The organism is Ktedonobacter sp. SOSP1-52 (assembly GCF_016587395.1).
The window spans coordinates 710,234-733,577 of record NZ_BNJH01000004.1; the positions used below are offsets into that span (position 1 = coordinate 710,234).

Genomic DNA, 23,344 nt, shown 5'->3' on the forward strand with positions numbered 1-23,344 from the left:
GCGCGGGCAGATATAAAACTACCCATGCCTGGTGCAATGCATCTTCTCCATTCATCCATCACATTACCGCTTTAGCCATTTTGGTTAGCGTCAACCGCTTCGTCTCCTCTATAGCCAGAATAGTAGACCAATGGTACCACAGCTTCGACATCGCCTCTTAATTGCCTTATGCTACTTTTATAAGCAAAACGTGATAAGTCAGAGAATCAGGAGGTGGTTGGAAATGTTTAAGGAGCAAGAGTTGTACACACAAGAGACCTCCAGAAGCAGCGTCGCCAGCGGAACAATTTTTCTGATAGAGGACCAGCTTGTCCTGGGCATGATCATGAAACGAATCATCACCGAGCATACTCCCTACCAGGTGCTTCACCTCAGCGAGGGAAGCCATATCTTGCAGATGCTACAGGAGCACCGACCACAACTGCTGGTGCTCGACTATGACCTGCCTGGTATGAACGGCATCGAGATCTACGACCTGGTACATAGCACTCCCGAATGGGCCGATCTCCCCGCTATCATGGTCAGTGCCAGCCTGCCCGAGCAAGAGATCCGCCAGCGCAACATCCCAGGCCTGTGCAAACCCTGTAGCCGTGGTGACCTACTCCAAGCCATCGAACAGGCCCTGAACTAACGCGCAACTTCGCTATGCCAGTCGCCTTGCTCTGCCAATATGAGCACTCTCCACGCGGCTGGCATCACTTTCTAAATATCTCCTCCTACAAGAGGCCAAACTGTCCCCAAATCACACAGTGATCGCTGGCACGTGGAGTGCAATCAACATCAAATGTTGAGGGATGGACACGTGGACTGGCAAGCAGATAGTCGATGCGCAGCATAGGCCAGTAAGGGTTGAGGCGGTGAAAGCCCCAGGTGTGGCCACTCCCGGTACCAGCAAGCTGAAAAGCATCCTGCAGACCAGCGGTAAGAGAAGCATACCCCGGTTCACGATCAGTCACGTTCATATCTCCCATCAGGAGCACCGCTTCACCGTGAGACATAAACGAATGGGCAAAAGCATTGAGAGAGCGAAGCTGGCCATCACGGCGCTCAGAACAGAAGTAGCAATTTGCGACGGCATGGATGGAGGAGACGGGATGGCCGATGATGACCACCAACCGCTGTCCCGAACCCAGGTCGAGGCGCGCCCAGAGAACCTGCGCCTGAGGCTCCGCCCAGGTATCATCGCTGGTTTTGAGTGTGCCATACTCGATGATAGGATAGATACTCAGAAGAGCGAGATTATATGGGACGTTAGTAGTGGGCTGGGCGAGTTGATAAGCATAAAGACGCTTAAAATCAGGCGACTGAGTGAAGGCATCGCCTGGATCAACTTCTTCCAGGGCCACAATCGCGGGATGCCTCTCTTTGAGTAACGGGAGGAGCAGTGCATCATGAGAGTGGCCTACCTCCATATTCCAGGAAAGAACACTCGTCATCATTCTGGAAGTGGAGTCGCTGGAAGCGTGAAAAGGGAGTCGAGGAAAGTAGGTGAAACTAAAGGCGAGCAGGCAAGCAACCAGGACCAGGCGCAAGAGCATGGTGCGAGAGAGAAAGGCAAAGGGAATAAGAAAAAGCAGAGGGAGAAATAGATAGGGCGCAAAAACCTGGGTAATAGCAAGGGCTCCATCATGCTGGGGAAAAATATGCTGAACCAATAGAAGTAGGAGTAGAGCACAAGGATATAAAGATGTAAGGGCGACAAGTGTCCAGCGTTGCTGTGAAAAATACAAGAGCATGCGAGAGATACGAGCCATAAAAGTATGCCCCTTTTTCTACTTGGGACGTATTAAGCAAGCAATCAGTCACACTCTATAAGATGCCAAAAAATTTTCTCAAATTTTATGTTTATTAACTGTGATACAAATATTTGATTCAAATTACTAATATAAATGTCAAAAGCAAATATTTACTGAAATATTCGCTTCCTTGGTTTCGGGAATCAGCAGGAAGGCTACCTGACAGCGACCTTTGGCGAGACAGACTCATATATGACCTATAGCTCATACATCTATCGCACTCTGGACGGTGGCCAAACCTGGCAAGTCTACGGAGGTGCCATACCAGCTAATACCCAGGTGATTCAGATTGATAACTGGCACGTGGTCCATGCGGCTTTTTCCTTCGTTGTCATTGGAGGTAAAGTAGGGTTTGCCTCGCTGCAAGCAGGTAGCTGGGATGTCGAGAATGTGACATTGCCGAGTAACCTCAGTGATACCCCATTCTTGTCGATCTTAAGCTCGAACCACCTATTCATGAGCGCAGGAACTTCCGATTCCACTGCTCAAAACCTCTATGAGAGCCAGAATGACGGCCAGAACTGGCATCAGATCGCTTCTATTCTCAACTAATCTCCTCAGATAAAAGCACCTCGCATGCCTATAAAGGCATGCGAGGTGCTTTTTTATAATATGTTAACTCACATGGTTATAAATCTTCTTCCACTTTACGCAGCGGGGCAAGACAACCTGTGGAAGAGAATTCAATAGCTCTGAAATCAGGCATAGATGTGTTATGTTTGCCTCGCTCATGCGAATATATACACGAGATCTCAAACAGCACAAGGACGTAACATGCAGCAACCATATATGGTTCACTCACGAGAAGAGGATGCCGAGTTTTATCAGCAATACGCTCCCACCATATTCGCTTATCTTTTGCGCAATGTCGCCTCCCGAGAGGACGCGGAAGACTTGTTACTCGATGTCTTCATGGCAGTTCTAGAAAAAAGGTCGTCCGCAGAAGTGGATGAGCAGCGATTACCCTCCTGGATCTGGGCAGTCGCGCGGAACAAAGTCGTGGACTATCATCGACGCAGCAAACATCGAGCGAGTATACAGCTTTTCACGGTAGAGGACTCTCTCTACGAAAGCGAGGAGCAGGCGCCTGAGCGCGTGGCCCTCCGAAATGAGGAATATCACAAGTTAAACATGACCTTGCAAGGACTATCGGAATTACAGCGCGAAATTGTTCGGCTGCGGTTCGGACATGGCCTGTCATGCGGCGAGATAGCCACCATCATCAAGAAGAGTGAGGGGGCTGTGCGTATGACACTCCATCGCACGCTCAAACTGCTACGCACACTCTATACCAGGAACGAGAAAGGAGGCACGCTGTGAACAACGACGATATGACCTTTATGCCGGAGCGGTTGGATGAACAGATTGAGCACCCCACAAACTGGCTTGCACCCGACGATCAGCGCCTGGTACAAGATCTGCGGCATACACATCAGGCATATGAGCGCGAAAATGCTCAGTCCTTGCAGCGTGTCTGGAATCGTCTGGAACAAGAAAGGCAGGAACAGCGCCTACAGGATGCGGCCCGAACCGCGCCTATCTCTTTGCAACAAAGGGAACAAACGATGAAGGATACATCGTCTTCAGATAGCTCTTCACGGGGCAGCAACAAGCGCGTCCTGAGCCTGATCGCGGCGGTAATAGTGGTTGCGGTACTGACAGGAAGCGCAGCCCTCATCTTCAGTATGGCTGGTAAGAATAACACGGCTCACAATCAAAGCAACACAGCTTCTGTCAAACCTACTAGCACGCCAGTCGTCAACTCTTCCGGCACCTATATAATGTATCAAAATGAGCAATACTTCTATGTTGTCGACAAGCTGGACTCTAAGACGCATAAATCACTGTGGACCTACCAGAACAAGAAGCTTGCAGATCTGGGCTACCCAACTGTCTATGGCGATACAGTATATCTCAACGCTTCAGACGACTTGGCAAGCCAGTCCCATCTTATTGCGTTGAATGCCACGACTGGCAAGGTGCGCTGGGACATTCCTTTTAAGACGCTTACAACAATTGATGAGAATGGCAGTGGTCCCTTTAATATGGGCTACCTGACCATGCCTGTCGTCTCTGATGGGCAGGTGTTCGTAGCCAATCGTGCTGGTACTGTGTTCGCGTTCAACAGCGAAACTGGCAAGCAGAACTGGACATATAAGATTGGCGCATCTGCGTTGGTGAAACAGTACTATACTGATCCCAACACTGGGAAGAAGAAGTTAGCAGGCTCGACATTCTACGATGGAAGCGTGCCACAGGTGAGTAACGGAGTGCTCTACGGTGCCTTAGAGCACACATTATACGCGGTTGACATCAAGAGCGGCAAGCAGGTCTGGAGCACCAAAATCACATCCGAAGAGCAAGTTTTTGGCGACGCGCAGGTTGTGGATGGCATCATCTATGCCTCCTCGCACTCAGTAAGCCAGCATCATGACGGGCAAGCATACCAGAGTTACGTGTACGCTTTCAACACAAAGGATGGAAAGCAGAGCTGGAACTATTCAATTGAGGGCCTGAATTCAAGCGGACTTGCTATCGATAACGGTCACATCTACTTTATTGCGAACCAACTCTCCTCCACACCGGATGATTCTATCCTTTATGCACTCAATACTCAGGGGAAAAAGGTCTGGAAGCATAATTATAGCAATTTAGGTGTGTACTGGCTAACCGCTGGCAATGGCTATGTCAGCGTCAGCGGAGGAACCTATGACCAGGGCAAAGTTACCTCCTATACGCTCTATATGCTGAAAGCTAACGGACAACCAGCCTGGCAGAAGGATGTAGTGGCTGATCCCGTCTCCATTATAGATGGCGTGCTCTACACTAAGAGCGGTCTCAAGATCATCGCCTACGATCTCACAAACCAGAAGGAGCTATGGCAGGGCCAGTATGGCTTTGATCTCGTTGATAAGACGGGCTTGCATAGCGCTCATCTTGGCTATATCAATGTTGTGCCGTAACCATTACGCTTCATAGCACAGTACGCGCCTACATATTACGTGATGTAGGCGCGTACTTTATTCTACTGCAATTGAACAACGAGCAAGTGTTTTTTGCACTTTACTCAGGGCGTTGCGTGGTAGCAAATAATAGATTCTTAACTTCGTTCAGCGATATTATATTTTGTGCTCAAGCTTCTGACTTCTAGTGGCATATCGAAGAGCTTATCACCCAAAGTGGGCCAGAGCCGCTTAATCTTCATTAAGATATCATAACCAAACCCAAACTGGAAGATTGCAAAGAGCGGCATTATATGGGGATTCGAACCCAGGTACCCATGAAAGAATTTAAGAAGGCGACTGATTGACGAGAGCTTTTGCCAGAATTGCAGGCTGATCTTAGCTGCCAGACGAGCTTGAGAGCTGGTCAGAGCATGCGGACGTTCTCGTTCCAAACGAAAAGCATTGAGCAGTTTGACAAAGATCAACTCGACCAATTGACGCAGATGAGCCAGCCATTGCCGCCACTCTTTGGACCATTTGCGCTTGCTGGTCTGATACGGTGACGACCTGCTACGCTTCGAATATGCCCTTGAGCACTCAGACTCTCATATTCTGCAAAAGTATCACCGCATTGCAAAACGTGTTAGCCAGAAGTAAAAAATAGGAACACAGTAGGCGTAACTACGTATTCATCGGAGACTTAGGGCATTGATTAGCTTGGTTGGAGGCACAAAAAAACTGGCTTCTAGAGCCAGTTTAGGAAGTGTTGAGAGTGGGCGATTAGGGATTCGAACCCCAGACCTACTGCGTGTAAAGCATTACACTTAAGCAACTCCATAAAACCGCCTGTAGAGCCAATCTATGACACCTAGGCCTACTGCCTACAATATATAAGCAGTAGGCTTGGAGTGTCTCTTTTTGGTCCTTATTCATCCCAATAACCAGTACCATACCCTTCTTTCAGGACACCTTGATCTCCCCGCAAAGCTGAATGCCTCTCATGAGATTTCTTCAAATGATCGATAGTCAGAGAAGCATATTTATTCGTCATAGCAAGCGTACGATGTCCCATTTGGCGCTGGACATCGAGAGGACTCCGACCACTCGCAAGCTGAGTCGTCGCCATATAACGCCTGCAATTATGAGGCCCTACCTTTTTGCCATCTATGCCCGTTCGCTTTTTCAGGCGACGAAACAGGGCAGCTACACCATAATACTTTAATGGCTTGCCATCGTCCCCAAGAAAAACGGCATCTTCCCTATGAGTGATATCAATGCCTGCTTGTTTAGCGAGCAATGGGCGATACTTAGTCAAGTACTCATGGAGTGGTTTAAAGCCGTCTCGTGTTACTGGTACCTGCTGCCACTTATTCCCCTTGCGATGGACCAGTAACACCCGCATGTCGCGATCCACATCACCCAGGCGCAGACCAACCAACTCTTGCAAGCGTATGCCAGTATCAACAAACAAAGAGACAATAGCGCGGTTACGAGTCGTCAGCGCCTTATACAGATGTGGTCTGCTTCCTTTCCCCTCCTCACAAGCATCAAGTAACTTCTGAACATCATCATAGGTGTAAGTCGGTACAAACTTCTCCTCAACGCGAGGCAACTTAAAGCGTCTGGTTATGACTTTAGCAATGATCTCCTCTTGCTCCAACCAATGGCAGAAGGCCAGGAGAGAACGACCATAACTCTGTATAGTCTCATCACTCAACAGTTGCCCTCGATGAGACGGTGTTTTCTGCAAATAGGCAATCCAGCCACGCAGATGTATAAGCTCTAGATCATCAACATAAAGAATCTTATAAGCGGACTCAATCCACGTCCTAAAGTAGCGCAATCGCTGTTCATATGTCCTGATTGTTTTCTGACTATGATTATTTAAGTCACGATCAGTTAAAAAGTCCTCTATGGCCTTTGTTAAAAGTGTCTTACTCTCACTCATAAAGCACCTCCTTATGCAGCATCAGAAGAACGATCATCAATGCCATACACAACTCGCTTTTTATTGACACGTTGACCATAATCGCGATCTTTTTCCTCAAAGTAGTCCTCGACCAGGCGGAACACATAGGAAAAGGTTGAGGAAAGATCATGCTCGACATCAAAACCGTCACCCGCCGGACGCCATGCCTCTATTGTTTCCATACATCCCCCAATTTGCGCAGCCATCTGACGTGTATTGACCTGGCGCTTGCGTTCACGAATATACGGCTTGAGTGTAAAGGACTCCGGCACCACTGGACATGCAGTCGCCACAATGCGATAACCAGGCCGACGCCCTTTTTTCTTGTCAGTCGAGAAAGGCCGAGCCTCCAGCTCCTCATCAACCAACTGGAGCAGTTCTTCTCGTTCTCGTTCCTCACGCTCATAGGCTGTCTCCTCCAGCTCCTCCTTCTGCTGAAATGCGCCCTGGATGACTTCCCAATCAGGATGCACCGGCCAGCGTGAGCGGTTCGTGTCCTCAGTCGCCATGACATAGCGCAACCAGCCATCAGGAAGGCCATCTTCGCCACCTCCGACGTGTCCGACGGCATAGGCCCATAGACCCGGCAAGTGCTCTTCCAGGTCAAAGGCATCATCGATCCCGTGGAAGTCTTCACCTTTCATTTCATTGAGCGCAGGCCGCTTAAAACGCATTTCAACGCGCCATACCTCCTCTTCCCCATCCCACAATGGTTCACCCGTTTCTGCATCTCTCGCCACACGCCAGAGGTCGTAGAACCACTCCTTTTCCTTGGACTTGTACTTAATCTCATGCTGTTTGTTGTAGAGCAGCGCCGAGACATGTCCATTGCGAGCGCCAAAGGGCAGGCCCGTGATGCGCCCCCACCGTTGCTTAATACCATCAGGCCCATCAATCATGCCGTCCTCAGAGAGTGGCCGCTCTTCCGTGAGTTGGGCACGGGTCACAAAGTTGCGTTTCACGTCTGAGATCGTCCCCAGATGCAACCCGACAACATCAGCCGCCAGGTCACAGGCCGAGACTTGCAGCTTGATACGTTGCCCAAAGATCGTGACCAGGAAGCCAAACACCTCATGAATGACCTTGCCCAGGTCGCGAACACTCCACAGGTACTCAGAAGAGCACCGCACCTGTGCGATCAGTTGCATCTTGGAACTCCGATTGACCGCCAGTGTGAGCAGCTTATTTTTCAAGATCCACTGAAAGCCATCACCGCCTTTTGCCGTCATCAGCAACGGAGCCCCACAGAAGACGAAGCGGGACACCGCAGGCTCCTCATCATCTTGTGCCTTTTCCTTCAGAGCCTTGAGCTCCTCAAGAAGCTCACCATCCAGACGCCCCTTGACCACCTGGAAATCCGCCCTGGTTTGGTATATATTAAGCACAAGCGTATCCACAAAGGCCCCAAGCACTCTTACTGTCGTATTCATAGTCGCCTCCTTTCCGATGTAAAGGGAGAATGAAGAAACATGCAAATCAATCCCAAAGCAGTGAAAACAGCAAAGTTCATCCTTTTTGAACTTTTTTTTCTTGCCTGCTTCATTGGTCTAGGCATAGGAATCATGCTGACAAATGGGCATAGCATCAATTTCTTGTTCGTAACTCAATTCGTCATTGGCGAGGAACTTATCGTCCATGGAGTGGGATTCGTAGGGCTATTCTTCATGGCCCGTGAACATAAAAAGCACTTAGAGAAAAGAGAAAAAGCCAACCGACCACCCATGTAGATTGCGCGGTACGGTTTACTTACGGTACCGCTCAGCGCATTGTGCCGTCACTCATGGACAGGAAAACCAACCATTCCGTCCTCCAGGAGTTGCACCGCACGATAGCGCCAGATCTCCGCCGTTCCAAGCAAATGAGCAGCAGCACGAGCAAGCTTTACTAGCCCATGCGCCACCATTGCCGCCTCAATCGCCTCATACGGTTGCTCAGCTTCAATGATGGTTGTCACTGTCGGAAAGTAGTCCGGCCAGCGCGACCAGAGCGCGACATCATAACGAGCGAGACGGCCAGGCGTTTGCTCTTCTGTCATAAAGGCCCTCCTTCCTGAATGCGCCGCCACAACTCACGAGCTTCCAGGCCGTGATACAAGCGCAGGAAATCAAACACTGAGCCACCACGCTGCCAGGCATGGCAGTACCAGCAACAGACATCCGAGGCTTTGGGCCGATAGACCCACAAGGAGCGCCGAGTATCGTTCCCATCCGAGTGATGCCAGCCAAACGGGCAATATCCCAAACCTTTTGTGTTCAGGTCCACATAGCGCCCGATCAGGCTCACCGGGTCCTGTTGCGCACACCATTCCCGAATCGTCATGCGTGAACTCGGGCGAGAGAGCACCGCAGCGCTTTTTTGAAGGGTATTTTTCTTGGTCGCGTCTTCTGCATGGTCACGTTCAGGAGAGGTGATCGCCGCGGGCGGCGTCACCCGTTGGGCCGTCGAGAGCCAGGCCAGGGAGGCCCCAACGCCAGAGGCCACCGGCACCAGGCGACGGAACCCCTCAGAGCGATCCAGGCGCACGAAGGGATAGCGTTCACCTGTCAGACGATGCACCCCCAGAGGCACGCGCACCAGAGAGCCAGGCCCGGCCAGCGCATTATCCTGTTTGGGGAAGAACTCCATCCCCTCGGGACAGTACGGCAAGAGCCAGCGCCGGAGCTGGAGGGGAGACAGCCGCGAGGCCAGGAACACCCAGAGGTGACCACCACGCCTGGAGGCCTCCAGGGAGGAGACAATGCCATCAATGGCAAGCCGTTCTTGCAACGCAACCAGGTCGACCAGGCCGCCCCGCTTATCGCAGTCATACAGCCCAAACCGGCAGCGCCCTTGCTCGTCAATGACATAACTACCAAGCGTAACCTGCCCGGCCAGGTGTGCCGCCACCAGGTCATAGGTCATAGCGCGACCTGCCCGCAGATACCCGCCGTCGTCCCGCTGGACGGCGTAGTCATTGCGCCGCCCAATGCAGGTCTTGACCAGGCTACCCAGGTCCTCACGCGAGAACGTCACTGCATCACCTCCTTTCTAGAGCAGAACCACCCATAAGCAAAAGTAATAAATGAGAAATGATGAAATAGTTAGAAACACCTTGGAATAGCCTTTTTGAGCTCCAAATATGCCCTTTAATCGCACTAAGACGTTCATACGAACGCCCGGACCTCCAGACGTAGAATCACCTTGCTCATTTGCGTTGTGAACTCTCTTGTCCGTTTTAGCGATATGCCTTCCCACCGCACCGCAAGCCACGTTCTTTATTAGAAGCCTTTGAGAGAGCGCCATAAGATATAACCTTTTTGTTATGCATGAAAGATCATCAGAAAGGCGCACCCAGAGGGAGAATGAGCGCCGCACACCAGGCCGAACCATTGGCGCGTGGCGCTCAAAGAGAAACCGTTACTTATCCAGGCGATGGAAGCGCACCCGTTGACGCTCAGGCGCTTGATCTTCAGCGCTCAAGGTCTGAAATTCGCCCGTGATCGGCAGGTCAGCACCAGGCGCAGGCAACGCACCACCAGGCGCACCACCTGACATCTCCAACAGGCGCGTGAAAGCCTGCATCTTGATCTGGGCGAGGAAGTCAGCATCAGCGCGTTCTTGCTCGACTTTTATCTCCATCATCTTGATCTTGCTATCGGCCTCCGCCTCCAACAGCTTGCGCTTGCCCTCCGCCTCCGCCAGCTCCGTGTAGAGCTTGCCCTTCTCATGTTCCGCCCGAGCCATGAGCCGTACATCATGCTCATCGACCTGGCCGAGAAAGAAGGCCGTCCCGGCATCACCCAGGATGAAACCAATCACACGCGAGGCCACGAAGAGGTACATAATCCCCATGTTTGGGTCATGGGTCGACTGGACGATACTCAAGAGGAACGAGGTTTGCCCAATGATGTTAATAGCCGCGAAGGTGAGCCAGAGAGCCGTGCCAACCTTGACCGCCCGTTCTTGCGAAGGGTCCGCATGGCCGTAAATCTCTCGCTGTTCGGCCACCTTTTGCCGTATGATCCCCAGGCCGAAGGTCGTAAACATCATGGCCAGCTCGATGAAGAGCGCACCGCCCCAGATGATGGTTTGTCCATTCTGGTCACCAGGTGCAACCAGGTGTGTGAGAATATAGGCTACTTCTGCAGCCGTCAGCAGCACAAAGGCAATCGGACCAATGAGGAGCCAGACACGCAAACCCAGGAGCATCACCCGCTCATGGAAGGGCTTACCTACACGAGCCTTCTCAATACGTTCCATCCGACGTCGTTTCATCATGTCTTCATAGGTGAGCTTGTCGCCCTGGGTCTCGTTGGGAGAGGAAGTCATTTCTTCTTGTTGCATTGCGTTCACTCCTTGCACGCATGTGTGAGACTATCAAAAGAAAGGTGAGCCAGCCGGAGGCAGGCCCACCAGAAACGCGCTACTCGTCCTCGTCCGCAGGGACACCCAGGTCCTTGAGGTTCGTGATCTGGGTACGAATCTGCATGATCTTGCGCCCATCCTTGAGCGTGCGCTCACCCGCCGTCTGCGCGGAAACGGTCACCTTGACCTTATGCCCGATCAGGTTCGCATCTTCGAGGTCATCATACTGGGGATCATCGCCACGAAGCTGGCAGGACCAGACACGACCAAAGCGCATGTCATTAATTTCCATTGAGAGGAAACGCCATCCTTCACCTTTACGAGCACCTTCTTCAATCACACCAGAAAGAGGGCGTTTGTTCAGAACGATACCGGTTAAAATCGCAGCCATAGTGTTTTCTCCTTTTCGCACCTAACGAAACTGTTTTTGATGACGAGCGCACCAGGCCAACGGCACCCGACCAGCAGGCACACCACCCAGGCACCCAGGACAAACCGCACTACAAGAACATGCACGACATTGAAACCAACCTACAGAACCGACAACCTTGATCCACTGGTGACGATGGGCACCAGCTCCCACACCTGCACGCCGAGAGCGAACCAGCATCACGCCACCTCCATACGACCAGACCGCAGCGCGGCCACCATCTGCTTAACCGCAGAGACATACGCCGGGACATTGTTTTCAGAGCCAGGAGCATAGACCGGGATAATCGCGTCAACGGTGGTCAGACCGCGAGGTAAGTACTCCGACTTGAGCAAGCGGAACCAATCGAGGTAGCCCGCTTCCCAGGAGGAGTAGGCACGGAACCGACCAATGCAAGAGGGATAGCCAGGCGTGCAGATAATATTGCCAAGCGACTTGGTCGCGTGAGCAGCACCATAGAGGCCGAACGTACTTTCATGCCAGAAGAAGGCGAGAGCAAAGGCCGGATCAATGCCGTACATGCCACCATCTTCATAGAGCGCCTTACCAGTACCAGCCGCAGGAGAACCATAATGCGTAAGCACCTGGTCAATGAAAGCCGCCGAGATGCTAGGAGTACCAAGAATGTTCGCAGCATCAGACGACGAGCGAACCACGCCAGCATTGCCACTGGCCTGGACGTGCTTGACCAGAGGAGCCGAGGAGTACCAGGCCAGGCCAAGCGTCAGAGCGCCAATGATGAGAACCAGGCCGACCAGGTTCACCAGGAATCGAGACATACCGCACCCTCCTTGATGCACAAGTTGACAGGCCAGGCCCGATATGTCTAAATGAAATCGAGCCTAGCAACAATCGACTGCAAACGCTCAAACCGTTGGGCTAAGGTGTACCAGACCTTAGCTCAACACCGCATTACCGCACAGAGACATGCCCCCGAGAACAGCGATACAGTGTCCGACCTAAAGGCGACTTCCCAACCTCAAGCGCAGTCTGCCCACACTTGCTACAAGTCACCCGTTTGATAAATTGCACATCCGTGTTCATCTTCTTGCCCATAACACCTCCAGGCTAGAAAGGCAGTAGAGGGAGATGGGCACTCAGAACCACATGGAAGAACCAGTGCCCGGCCAGCACCAACGGCCCCTGAAACGCCAGGACCAGGCCCATCAATGCAAACCCTGTCACCATTAGCAAAACGTTTGTCCGATCCAGTTTCACTAGATACCCCCTTTCAGACCAGACTTTTTAGTCTAGACCAATCTTCAATAGAAGAATAACACAAGTTTTATGTTTATGTCAAGACTATTTGGTCTAGACTAAATAAGAACAAAAAAAGAGAGGCTAAGAAATAGCCTCAATGATGCATTAGAACACTTCTGAATAACTACTTCTTAGCCCACAATCCAGTTTGATACTCATAGGATAGTAGAAAAAACTTGGCGACGAATATGATCCGATTGAACATGATCACTGTCTCATGATCTTCTGCATAGTTCTTCCGATGGACTTCCAGGACCGGAGAACTACGATTGATCTTCAGCAGCTCTTGCTCATGCATTGACGGAAGACGAGCAATCACATCCTCATGAACAAACTGCACCGCCAGGCCGTGCCGATTTTTGATCTCCAACAACACATCAGTGCTAACATCACTCTGCATCTTCTGAAAAATGGGACCTCCAGCTAGCGAGGCAGGATAGAAGTTCTCTGCAACACGATAAGGCTCATCTTTCGTACCCTGCAAACGTACTCTTCTCACTACTTTTTCGCCCACAGGAATATTAAACACCTCGGCGACATCAGCAGGAGCAGAAACCAACATTGGAGGATCTATATTGACCTCTACAGGCGTCAATCCCTGTTCCTTCAAAAACAGATCAAAGCGTGCAGTGATACCAGGTACGCGAGCACGAGGCTTACTTACAAAAACACCAGCACGACCTTTTGAGACAACAAGGCCCTCAGACTGCAACAACTGAACAACTTTATTCATTGTCTCACGAGTAGTATCGAACTCCTGAGCAAGCATCGATAGTGATGGCAAACGCCCGGCAGTCCCGTACATACCGCCCTCAATTCGCTGCCTAAAAACATCAGCGATATGGTCCACTTTCATTTCTGACATAATATAGCCCACCGTTCCCTTTAAATTAGCTTAGACTATCAAGCTATAACTATTTGGTCTAGATTGATTTTAACATAAAAAGTTTCAAAATGCTATCCACAATAAAGCGAAATCTAATCACACAATTTAGTCTAGACTGTAACGTTAAGGCAGTAGGCTTGGACTAGAAAAAAGGCGCAAAAAAGCTCTTCTATAGCACTGTGTTTGCTTGCTACAGAAGAGCCTCTAAAGCCGCTTGAGATGGGCGATTAGGGATTCGAACCCCAGACCTACTGCGTGTAAAGCAGCCGCTCTAACCAGCTGAGCTAATCGCCCGTGTATTCCGCTTGTTGGCGAAAAATCAGGCACCCAGATATTTACTCAATATTTGGATGCCCTACAAATGCCCTCGAGTGGACTCGAACCACCACGCCCTTTCGAGCACAGGCCCTCAACCTGCTGCGTATACCATTCCGCCACGAGGGCTAATTGCTAACGGATTACGTGTGCCATAATACACCTAAGCGCGATTTTTGTCAACAGTTTTTCTGGCCTTTTTTTATAGGTTCCCCAAATTTCCGCTCTATCCGCTCGCTTGCCTCTTCGGACCGTGTAGGCGTGCTTTTAAGGCAGCTAAAAGCCTTCTTGCTGCCCACTCCCTACTGAGACCAGGTTGGGATCTGATTGCTTCTGTGAGGGACCATTGCTTGAGTTATTCAGGGCCTCGGTGTTGCGATAACGCGAGAGCAGCCCCCCTCCTGGGCGCAGTCCTGTCAATGGAACGTGTTCGTCGGTGTTGCGCTCGCGGGGAGCTGCGCTCTTCGCCGAGATTCCAAAGAGAGGTGCAATAGGTATGCTCTGTCCCTGAGAGGCCACAAACTGAGACGCATCTCGCTCCAGTTCCTCCGTCGAGGCTGAGAGCGAGACCACCTGGAAGACGCCTGCCTCCTGCACAAAGGACGGCGCCGCAAACACCTCGGCTGGCAATGGCGTCTGTGGGACAGCTGCCAGAGGAGGCGTGACGGCGAACACGGCTTGTTGGACCTCTATCTCCAGTATGCTCACGCTAGAATTGCGCCTACGTAGCATCACGCCCAGGGCGAATACGGCCACTGAGAGCAATAGACACACCGCGACAATGGTATTACGTAAAGCCACTGGAAGGCCATCAGCCTGTGGCTGAGTGTTCTTTCCACCGGGAACCTCAGTTCCTGGAGCAATATGCCTAGCATCCTGGGAGAAGCTTTGAGCCGGGAAGAAGCCTGTCGGGCCCTCATTAAAGGGACGGCTCTCACGCGTGGGAGTGGGTGTGACAGGTGGTGGTGGCGGCTCCGTCTGTGCCTGATAACGCGCCATGGAGTTGACGACTTTGGCGGCCCAGGTGCCCGCGCCAGAGGTGCCCACATAGGGGCCACTGATGGCATAAACGGTTGTCAGACCACGCCCCAGCACGTAATTATTTTTGATGATGGTGAACCAATCGATAATGGCGGCACTATAAGAAGGATAGGACTTGAAGCTGCCACAACCGGGACCAGAGATGCTGCCGGGATTCAGACAGTTAATGCCCACACCTGCCATTCCATAGCTGGTCTCAGCTGAGAAAACGCCGAGCGCGAAGGCGTCATCAATATTCGTCAGGCGCGATTCGTTTTCGATCAATTGGCCCGTGCCAGCCATACGGCTACCATTTTGAGCAAAGACCTGGTCGATATAGGCGGCAGGTAGCGAGGGTGGACCAATAACATTGGCGCCAGCCGCGCGCGTGGCCGTGCCCTGCTGAATCTGCCAGATCAGGGTCGCCGCGCCTCCCATAACGATCAACAGCACGCTACAGAGGAGCACAGCATACGAGCGCTTTCGCCTGCGCGAGACTTCTGGTATACTTCGTGATGCATTTCGATTTGTCACCATTTATCAATACCCACCTGCGCTTATAACTTTTGCCTTTTTTCAGATACTTACACGCATTCGTTCGTTTTATATAGGGAACCGTAAAAAGAACAAGATTTCAGATACCAACCTTTGTAGCCAGCAAATAGGCACTCGTTCAATTGTACCACGAGATAGTCCCGGCGCACGGCTAGAACGGTGTTTTCTAGGTAGTATGTCCCAGTAGGGTATGCTATACTAAAGTCGCGCATTTGAGCAATCGCCTGGTGTTCGGGTTTAGCAGAGACCACACCATCGCGCTCGGCCTCTAGGAGAAGACGCTAGCTAAGACGGAGGGGTTCGCCATCAACCAGCGTAGCGGCCAGTGGAATCCACAAACAGGACGCCTGGGAAGTAAGACGCTACTTCACAAGCGCTTTCTTATTCAACGCACCATCGGGCAGGGAGGTATGGGAGCTGTCTACCAGGCACGCGACCTCAAACGCCAGGCAGTTTGTGCCATCAAAGAGATGAGCCTCTCGACAGTTCCCTATGAAGAGCAAGAACAGGCCATTGAGAATTTTAAGATCGAGGCGAAAATTCTCTGGCGGCTGGATCACCCCAACTTGCCCAAGTTCACTGGCTTCTTCTCCGAGAATAATCGCCATTTCCTGGTGATGGAGTATATCGACGGCATGACGTTGGAGGACCTGCTCCATCGCAATGGCGGCCCCTTCTCCGAACGGCGAGTCCTGGGTTGGGCGCGCCAGCTCTGCGACGTACTCTCCTACCTGCATAGCCAGGATCCGCCCATCATTTTTCGCGATATGAAACCCGGCAACGCCATGCTCACACGCGATGGGCGCATCAAGCTGATTGATTTTGGAATCGCGCGCTTCTTTCGCCAGGCCCGGCACCACGATACCCAGCAACTAGGCACTCCTGGCTTCGCGCCTCCAGAGCAGTATGGCGAGGCCCAGACCGATGAACGCTCCGATATCTACTCTCTGGCGATGACGCTCTTTGAACTCCTCACCAATACTCTCTCAGAGAAGGGCTTTGGCCTCAAGAATATTCGCCAGTCTCACCCCTATATCTCGCCAGCCGTGGCGCGCGCGCTGGAGATCGCGACCGCAATCGACCCCGACGACCGCTACAATAGCGTCGAGGAGTTCCGCAGTGCCTTACTTGGCGAACATACCTTCAGCTTTGAGAGTAGTGAACAGGCGACGAATCCCCTGGAACTGGCAGAGCTTTGCGCGCTCTACCCCGACGAGGCTGCTGACTACCTGGCCAATGGTGAGATCGAGTCCTGGCTACGTGAGATTGGCGAGAACGACCTGGCACGGGCAGCGCGGTATATTCGCGTCACCGTGCTCGACCCCCTGGAGTCGGTCGAGCAATTTATCCGCAAGATTCCTGGCGCACAGGTCTCTCTTTTCCCCTCGCCAGAGCCAGGTGAGGCTCCACAACGCAATGGACATAGCCGAGGCAGCCGGGGCAGCCAGAGTGGCAAACACCTGGCTGCAACGACAGCAGCCGGTTCAATTCAGAAGAGGCATAGCAGCAAACAGAGCGCGAAACCCGCAACCAGGTCCATCCTGTCAGGTGGGCGCTACAAGGAGATGCAGTGGCTACGCTGGAGCACGCCTGCCATTGAAGTGAAACCCATTCGGCTCGATTTTGGGGAGGTGCTAGATGACCTCTCAGAACCACTCCCGCTTATCATTAGCAGCACATCAAGCAAGCCCGTTCAGGGCACACTCCAGGCCAGTGATCCCTGGATTGTTCTTGACCGCGATGACTTTTCGGGCGAGACCACCTACGTCAATGTTCAAATTCAGAGCCATCTGCTCTATGCCGGACACAATAGTGGAATAATCACCCTTCTTCCCACTGGGAAACAAGGAGCAGGCAAGGAGCGCGCCATTGAGGTCGTTATTGAGGCCGATAAGCAAGAATTAGCTCTCCGCTATACCCAGCATCATGGTGGCAAAACTATTGGCGCCGACCTGAATGACGAGGATGACGAATATCTTGATGAGCTGGACGACACCTATAACTGGAAGCAGACAACTGGCGCGCAATCAGGGATCACGGGGAAGCACAGGACACCCATTCGCGCGAGGACAGCAAGCGTATCCGCGCAACAGAGCCAGGTGCAATCCCAGGCTCAAGACGTAACCGAGGCACCCGACACGCATATGGATGCAGAGGCTGCAGATATCGAAAAGTATGGCGACCCTGGTCTAAGCGACTATCAGGGTTGGGAGATTGTGAGCACAACTCAGCGCGAGCAAACAATTCTTAAACATATCTTTACCTGGTGTGGAGCCTGGGCTATAGGCGGCCTGGGCTATACACTTCTGCGATCACTGCTGGCAAACTGGCATATTGAGCCACTCGCGCCTAGTCCCTGGTTTGTGTTCGTACTCGCAATGCTTATTCCCACCACAAGCATTGGCGCCTTGAGTAGCAACTGGAGATGGACGTGGCGCCTCCAGGATATTCTCAACCGCCTCTGTACGAGCATGAGCGCAACCCTGCTGGCGCTGGCTGTCCTCAAACTCTTCTGGCAACTGCTAGCACAGATAACTCCAGGCTCTGTACAAATGATTTTTATGCTAGCCACTGCCGCCATCGCGGCCATCGTAGGCACTGATAAGCGCATGAGCAATATGGTTATCGAATGGATGACCTGGGCTTTAACCTCGGTGCGGCAACTAGTCATTGGCTTACTCATCGCGATTGGTGGGATGCTTGGCTTCCTGCTAACAATCGAGTATGATCTGGGCTGGTTCACGATTGCAGGCATGTTGGTTGGCATGCTGGTTGCATCAAGCCTGCTCTGGCGGGTACATTACATAGTGAAGACAAAGCAAATCCTTGAGGATGAGTAGTGGAAGAGTAGGCCGCAAACATGGAGTATTCCCAAACTGCAATTTTACCCAGGCTACCAGTTATAGTAGGACCAACTGCCTCCGGCAAGAGTTCGTTGGGCATTCAGCTTGCACAGCGCTTCGCGGGCGAGATCATCTCAGCAGATTCACGCCAGGTCTATCGTGGTATGGATATAGGAACAGCCAAGGTCACGCCTGAGGAGCGGGCTATGATCCCTCATCACCTGCTTGATGTCGTCGATCCAGGCGAGACCTATACCGTCTCCCAATACCAACAGGCAGCTATTACCGTCATCAACGATATTCTGATGCGTAGCAAGCAGCCCTTCCTGGTTGGAGGATCGCCTCACTATATCCAGACGATTATCGATAACTTCGACATTCCAGCGGTCGCCCCCCAACCCGAGCTACGAGCACAGCTAGAGGAGCAGCCTCTGGAAGCTCTACTTACCCAACTGGAACAGCTTGATCCCCAGACCTACGCCACTATTGACCGGCGCAATCCCCGGCGTGTCATCCGCGCGCTGGAGGTCTGCCTGGTTACGGGCAAGCCCTTCTCGGACCAGCGCGGGCAAGCACGACCACTCTACCATTGCCTGCTCCTGGCCATTGACTGGCCACGCGAGATCCTCTACCAGCGCATTGATGCGCGGGTCGATGAACGCATGGTTGAGGGCATGGTACAGGAGGTAGAGAGCTTGCTTCAGCAGGGCATCAGCCATGAACGCATGGAGGCCCTGGGACTGGAGTACCGCTTTATTAGCCGCTGGCTGCGTGGCGAGATCAGCAGTAAAGAGGAGATGGTGCAACGCCTCAAATATGCGATCCACGACTTCACCCGGCGTCAGCTCACTTGGTTCAGGCGCGATAAACGCATTCTCTGGCTGGCGGGTGGTGCCGCGATGGAGCAACAGGCCCAGGATTTAGTCAAGGTTTTTCTGTCAGGAAAATAGGGAGATAATCGTAGACATGAAGGAGCCGGGTAGCCTACAGGCTGCCCGGCTCCTTCATGTCTACGATTGTTATTTCTTTGGAGGGCTGATGGCTGCGACGACCTGTGTGGCCCCCAGCAGATCCTCATCCTCCTCATCTTCCAGTTCAGAGGTCAGGTCGGAAGACGCCAGGGTATCTTCGCTGACGGCAACAGTTGCTAGGCTTGGAGCCACAGGAAGGTTGCTCTCGACCACCAGGCCATTATTCATGTACAGGTGATATGGGAACATGGCAGGATCGAAGGCGCTGCTATGCGAAATCAACATAATCTGCTCAAAGTGCGTGCTAAGCACCTCGCTCGTAATCACATCGACCAGGGTCTGGGCACGTGTATGGTCGAAGGAGCTTAGTGGCTCATCCAGAAGCACGAAGCCGGGTACCACCTGCTCGTCCTGCGGGAGGGCTGCGATAGAGAAGGCCAGGCGCAATGCCAATGAGAGCTGATCCGCAGTACCACCCGAAAGCGCCGACCTGGGGATGTATTCACCCGCGGCGGCCTCCCATACATTGACGCGCACAGGCCCACCACTAATGGTGCCTTCCTCGTCATCCGTTGTCAGGTGGACATCGTGATAGCGCCCGCTGGTGAGCAGGGGCAGGATCTGCTGCATATAGTATTGCGTACGTGGAACCACTTTCTGCAACACGCGCTGATAGAGCTCATTGATCATGCGCTGACCATGATATTTTATCTGGTACGAACGCTCCTGCTGCTCGGCCTGTTGGCGCGTCTCGTCCAGGTCGAGGGAGAGACGACCAGTTTGCAGCTTTTCGCTCAACTCAAGCTCCTGACGCTCCAGATCTTGCAGTTCCTGCGCGAAGGTGTCGCGCTTCTCTTCAAGCTCTGGACGTTCCTCAGCCTTATAATCGGCGAGGAGCGGCCAGATAGCCACGATATCCTCAAGGGCTAGCGAGCCGGGTTCAGGGCGTTTCAACTGCTCCAGGAGGGTATGTATACGCTCCTGAATATTGAGAATTTCCTGCTTACACAGCGCAATCTTGGCTTTGGCCGCGCCTTCACGCCCATCCAATCTCTCCTTATCACGGGCCAGCGTCTGCTCGTTGGTCTCCTTGAGCTCTTCAGCACAGCGCTCACGCAGGGCGGAGAGCGCCTCCGCGAAGGGATTGGGTGGTACAATCCAGCTTCCCAGGGTATTACTATACTTGGCAAGCTGCTTGTAGTGTTCAGCCAGTAGATCTTGTAGCTCACGAAGCTGCTTCGTATACTTGTTCAGGCGTTCCTGGAGAGTATACTTATTGCCCAGCGAGATGTGAAGCTCTTCGAGCTTCTTGCGCGCCGCCAGCTCAGCGTTGCTGACGGGGGCCTGACCAAAGGTGATGCCCAGGGCACTAACACGCTGGCGCAGCGAATTGTTCAGGGATTGCAGGGCCTGCTTCAGGGCGAATTGTTGCTCCCGTGTGCGCTCCAACTGCTGGGCTGGAGAGTTTGCCATAAACTGCGTGTTGCGCGCGCTGATCGTCCGCTGGCGCTCAAGCAAGACATCCAGGGCCTCCTGGTGGATTTTTACCTGGGCCGCCAGGTTGGTGATCATATCCAGCTTACCATCCAGGGAGGCCATTTCACGCTCTGTATCCTTGATATTGCCTTCGACCAGGGACTCTAACTCAGGCACGCCTGTGTTGGCAAGATCCTCGGGCGCCGAAAGGCCAATAAACGGCGTCACCGTTCCCGGTTCAGCGCCCTGGAGGCGCTCATTGACGCTGGGAAGGGGCAAGCCCTCCTGACCAGCTAGCAACGTGATCTCCTGGTGCATAAGCTGAACCGCCGAGAGCTCTTTCAGGATGCGCTCCTCAAGGTGATCCCAGCCGGCCTTACGACGCTGCTCCTCGAGGAGGGCGCGCTCCTGGCGCAACTTATTGACGGCCTCGCCCGCCAGGTTGGCACGGTTGCGCGCACCATTGGCCTCTTCGCGGCGACCCTGGGCGCGTTTCTGGATATCGGCCAGGCTCTCGCCCTCGTCACGAATCTGGTGCAGCATATGATGCGCATCTTCGAGCGAGATAGGAATGGTACCACCCAGCGTTTGAATCTCGCGCTCCACCTGAGCCAGAGATTCAGGGCTACCACCCATACGGATGGCTGTTTCACGCGCGGCAACCATCATGCCCACTTTGCTGATGGCATCCTGCATCTGCCGATCCGCCTCTGTGGCCTCTTCATGCGCTTGTGATTGTTTCTGCCAGCCCCAGGCAAAGGCTCCAACTAAAAGGAGCGCAATCACACCAGAGATCACGCCTACCAGCACATTACCCTGGCTAAAAATCGCCCAGAGTGCGAAGCCCAGAGCCACGATAAAAGCTCCACCGCTGCCAAGCAGCAGAAGTCGGTAGCGGGTAACGGAGCTACGCGCGTCCATCGCCAGGTGATTTAGTTTCTCCTGATGGCGATAAGCCTCATGAACATGCTTCTCTGCCTGGGCCAGGCCCTGAGAAAGCCCCTTGAGGCGCTGCCACTCTTCCAGGTGACGACGCATGCTCAGCATACGCCAGCGCTTCTCCAACTCTTCCGCCTGCTGCTGCAACTGGTGGGCCTCGGCCTCGATATTGTCTAGCTCGCGCTGGGCATCACGCAGTGAGCGTGAGAACTGCTCAATCTGAAGCGCATTCTGGGCCGCGTACTTCTTCTCTTCCAGGGACTGCAGATATTTCTGCTCTAGGCGACGCAGCTCAGCCAGGCGCGAAGCAAGGGTATGGAGACGTTCCAGGCGTGCTTCCAGGCGTGGACGATTGATGCGCCGGCGATCCTCAAGATCCTGCAAGGATTGCTGAGCTTGTAGCAAGCGCTCGCGGGCGTTCCCGACCTGGACCTCAATGCCTTTGAGGTCCTCGCGCACCGTTTCATGCTCCTTCTGCTGTTGCTCCTGTTCCTTGATGGTATCGACAACACTCAAAAGGTCATTGGACATACGCTGTAAGGTACCAAAGGAGCGCAGCAACTCACTCAACTCGCTCACGCGCTTCTCCAACGCGGGCAGTTCCTCCTGCTCACGGCGCTCCAGTTCGGTTAGCTGGCGCTCTAGCTCTGGAATTTCATGCCGGGCCTCGGCAATGCCATCATAGGCCGAGATGATTTCTGCCAGCGTCGCATCAGCACGGCGCAACTGTTGCACACGATGCTGACGCATTTTGTGCTCACCGCGCTGCTTCTGGATATCTTTAAGCGCGGTCTCCTCCTCGGCAATTTCGGTCTCCTGGGTCTGGATCTCGTCCAGACTCTCATGGATCGTGACAGCATCCAGAGCCAGTTCTACCTCGCCAAGCTGTTTGCTCACCTCGGGGATACGCGCCTGCATCTCAGCAAGCTGTAGGCGTTCGCGACTGACCTGGAGTGCCTGCTCATCTTCCGGGAGAACTTTGAAGCGCTCGCCGAGAGTGGCCAGTTGTTCCAGGCCAAGCAGATGGCGAACCGTCTCTTCGCGCTCGGCTCCACTCAAATCCTCAAGGCGAGTCAGGCCTTTCTGCTCCACCAGGCAAGAGTTACGTAACGTCTCACCATTGATCTGGCCCAGTTCCGCAACAATGCGGGCATTGGCCTCGCTTAAATCAGTGATCTCATCGCCTTGCGTCACTCCGCCCCGGCTTACCAGCAGGCGAACCTGTTGTCCCTGGCCGCGCTCCAGGATGCGCGTCATGCTCACATTGGTCGTACCAATGGAGAAGGAGAGCGAGACAGTCGCACGCGGTGAGCCATAGGATATTAAATCATCGAGGACGCGCTTCTTTTTGCGGTCAGAGGCCATTGGCTCGCCATAGAGAGCAAAGTAAATACTTTCGAGTAGCGCCGACTTGCCAGATTCATTAGGTCCCTGAATCAGGATACTACCTCGCTGAGGGAAATGAATATTTACCTCGCGCAAGAGGCGGAACCGCTCGACCGTTAAATGCTTCAGGATAATCATGGATACAACTCCGTTCGCCAAGCCCTTACCAGATCATCGACGAGACGCACCTGGTAGACCCCGGACACCAT

Annotated in this window: 20 protein-coding genes and 2 tRNA genes; 8 read left to right on the forward strand and 14 right to left on the reverse strand. The window is 53.0% G+C overall.

Annotation, left to right across the window (positions count from 1 at the left end; genetic code table 11):
* Positions 1-223 precede the first annotated feature (223 nt).
* Positions 224-631 carry a response regulator gene (locus tag JMJ16_RS38240; RefSeq protein ID WP_236601888.1) on the forward strand — a complete coding sequence of 136 codons (408 nt, stop codon included), beginning with the start codon at positions 224-226 and terminating at the stop codon, positions 629-631.
* 85 nt (positions 632-716) lie between these two features.
* Here JMJ16_RS38240 and JMJ16_RS38245 read toward each other — a convergent pair whose 3' ends face one another.
* Positions 717-1,754: an endonuclease/exonuclease/phosphatase family protein gene (locus tag JMJ16_RS38245; protein WP_201390033.1), complete on the reverse strand. Its 1,038-nt coding sequence runs from the start codon at positions 1,752-1,754 to the stop codon at positions 717-719.
* A gap of 234 nt (positions 1,755-1,988) precedes the next feature.
* Here JMJ16_RS38245 and JMJ16_RS38250 point away from each other — a divergent pair, with 234 nt between their 5' ends.
* The 4 genes from JMJ16_RS38250 to JMJ16_RS38265 all read left to right on the forward strand — a co-directional run bounded on the left by JMJ16_RS38250 (position 1,989) and on the right by JMJ16_RS38265 (position 5,304).
* On the forward strand, positions 1,989-2,348 hold the full coding sequence (locus JMJ16_RS38250) for a hypothetical protein (RefSeq protein ID WP_201390034.1): 360 nt from the start codon (positions 1,989-1,991) through the stop codon (positions 2,346-2,348).
* Between the two features lie 222 nt (positions 2,349-2,570).
* A complete protein-coding gene (locus JMJ16_RS38255; RefSeq protein ID WP_201390035.1) occupies positions 2,571-3,116 on the forward strand; it encodes an RNA polymerase sigma factor in 546 nt (181 codons plus the stop codon).
* Positions 3,113-4,759 (forward strand): PQQ-binding-like beta-propeller repeat protein, encoded by a 1,647-nt coding sequence (locus JMJ16_RS38260; protein ID WP_201390036.1) that lies wholly within the window; start codon positions 3,113-3,115, stop codon positions 4,757-4,759. The genes JMJ16_RS38255 and JMJ16_RS38260 overlap by 4 nt, the downstream gene beginning before the upstream one ends.
* 356 nt (positions 4,760-5,115) lie before the next feature.
* On the forward strand, positions 5,116-5,304 hold the full coding sequence (locus JMJ16_RS38265) for a hypothetical protein (protein WP_201390038.1): 189 nt from the start codon (positions 5,116-5,118) through the stop codon (positions 5,302-5,304).
* Positions 5,305-5,666: 362 nt separating this feature from the next.
* Here the strand turns inward: JMJ16_RS38265 and JMJ16_RS38270 are convergent, their stop codons facing one another.
* Both JMJ16_RS38270 and JMJ16_RS38275 read right to left on the reverse strand, forming a co-directional pair.
* Positions 5,667-6,689: a tyrosine-type recombinase/integrase gene (locus JMJ16_RS38270; RefSeq protein WP_201390040.1), complete on the reverse strand. Its 1,023-nt coding sequence runs from the start codon at positions 6,687-6,689 to the stop codon at positions 5,667-5,669.
* A gap of 11 nt (positions 6,690-6,700) precedes the next feature.
* Positions 6,701-8,140: a hypothetical protein gene (locus JMJ16_RS38275; protein WP_201390042.1), complete on the reverse strand. Its 1,440-nt coding sequence runs from the start codon at positions 8,138-8,140 to the stop codon at positions 6,701-6,703.
* 39 nt (positions 8,141-8,179) lie between these two features.
* On the opposite strand from JMJ16_RS38275, the gene JMJ16_RS38280 reads away from it, so the two are divergent.
* Entirely contained in the window at positions 8,180-8,437 is a 258-nt protein-coding gene (locus JMJ16_RS38280; RefSeq protein ID WP_201390044.1) for a hypothetical protein, read from the forward strand.
* Between the two features lie 47 nt (positions 8,438-8,484).
* On the opposite strand, the gene JMJ16_RS38285 is transcribed toward JMJ16_RS38280, so the two are convergent.
* From JMJ16_RS38285 to JMJ16_RS38330, 10 genes are all read right to left on the reverse strand, one after another.
* On the reverse strand, positions 8,485-8,745 hold the full coding sequence (locus JMJ16_RS38285; RefSeq protein ID WP_201390046.1) for a hypothetical protein: 261 nt from the start codon (positions 8,743-8,745) through the stop codon (positions 8,485-8,487).
* Positions 8,742-9,722: a hypothetical protein gene (locus JMJ16_RS38290; protein WP_236601889.1), complete on the reverse strand. Its 981-nt coding sequence runs from the start codon at positions 9,720-9,722 to the stop codon at positions 8,742-8,744. The genes JMJ16_RS38285 and JMJ16_RS38290 overlap by 4 nt, the downstream gene beginning before the upstream one ends.
* A gap of 384 nt (positions 9,723-10,106) precedes the next feature.
* The gene (locus JMJ16_RS38295) at positions 10,107-11,033 is read right to left on the reverse strand and encodes a hypothetical protein (protein ID WP_201390048.1); all 927 of its coding nucleotides are present in this window, start codon (positions 11,031-11,033) and stop codon (positions 10,107-10,109) included.
* A gap of 79 nt (positions 11,034-11,112) precedes the next feature.
* A complete protein-coding gene (locus JMJ16_RS38300) occupies positions 11,113-11,445 on the reverse strand; it encodes a hypothetical protein (RefSeq protein ID WP_201390050.1) in 333 nt (110 codons plus the stop codon).
* A gap of 218 nt (positions 11,446-11,663) precedes the next feature.
* On the reverse strand, positions 11,664-12,263 hold the full coding sequence (locus tag JMJ16_RS38305; RefSeq protein ID WP_201390052.1) for a glucosaminidase domain-containing protein: 600 nt from the start codon (positions 12,261-12,263) through the stop codon (positions 11,664-11,666).
* A gap of 289 nt (positions 12,264-12,552) precedes the next feature.
* Positions 12,553-12,702, reverse strand: a complete 150-nt coding sequence (locus tag JMJ16_RS38310; protein WP_201390053.1) for a hypothetical protein — start codon at positions 12,700-12,702, stop codon at positions 12,553-12,555.
* A 166-nt stretch (positions 12,703-12,868) separates the two neighbouring features.
* Positions 12,869-13,609 carry a GntR family transcriptional regulator gene (locus JMJ16_RS38315; RefSeq protein ID WP_201390054.1) on the reverse strand — a complete coding sequence of 247 codons (741 nt, stop codon included), beginning with the start codon at positions 13,607-13,609 and terminating at the stop codon, positions 12,869-12,871.
* 241 nt (positions 13,610-13,850) lie between these two features.
* Positions 13,851-13,924 (reverse strand) — tRNA-Val (locus JMJ16_RS38320).
* Between the two features lie 68 nt (positions 13,925-13,992).
* Positions 13,993-14,074 (reverse strand) — tRNA-Leu (locus tag JMJ16_RS38325).
* Between the two features lie 147 nt (positions 14,075-14,221).
* Complete coding sequence (locus JMJ16_RS38330) at positions 14,222-15,502, reverse strand: glucosaminidase domain-containing protein (RefSeq protein ID WP_201390055.1); 1,281 nt, start codon at positions 15,500-15,502, stop codon at positions 14,222-14,224.
* Between the two features lie 413 nt (positions 15,503-15,915).
* Here JMJ16_RS38330 and JMJ16_RS38335 point away from each other — a divergent pair, with 413 nt between their 5' ends.
* Both JMJ16_RS38335 and miaA read left to right on the forward strand, forming a co-directional pair.
* Positions 15,916-18,360: a serine/threonine-protein kinase gene (locus JMJ16_RS38335; protein ID WP_255553283.1), complete on the forward strand. Its 2,445-nt coding sequence runs from the start codon at positions 15,916-15,918 to the stop codon at positions 18,358-18,360.
* Between the two features lie 20 nt (positions 18,361-18,380).
* A complete protein-coding gene (miaA, locus tag JMJ16_RS38340) occupies positions 18,381-19,313 on the forward strand; it encodes a tRNA (adenosine(37)-N6)-dimethylallyltransferase MiaA (protein ID WP_201390057.1) in 933 nt (310 codons plus the stop codon).
* Between the two features lie 69 nt (positions 19,314-19,382).
* Here the strand turns inward: miaA and JMJ16_RS38345 are convergent, their stop codons facing one another.
* Positions 19,383-23,273 carry an AAA family ATPase gene (locus JMJ16_RS38345; RefSeq protein WP_201390058.1) on the reverse strand — a complete coding sequence of 1,297 codons (3,891 nt, stop codon included), beginning with the start codon at positions 23,271-23,273 and terminating at the stop codon, positions 19,383-19,385.
* Positions 23,274-23,344: the final 71 nt, after the last annotated feature.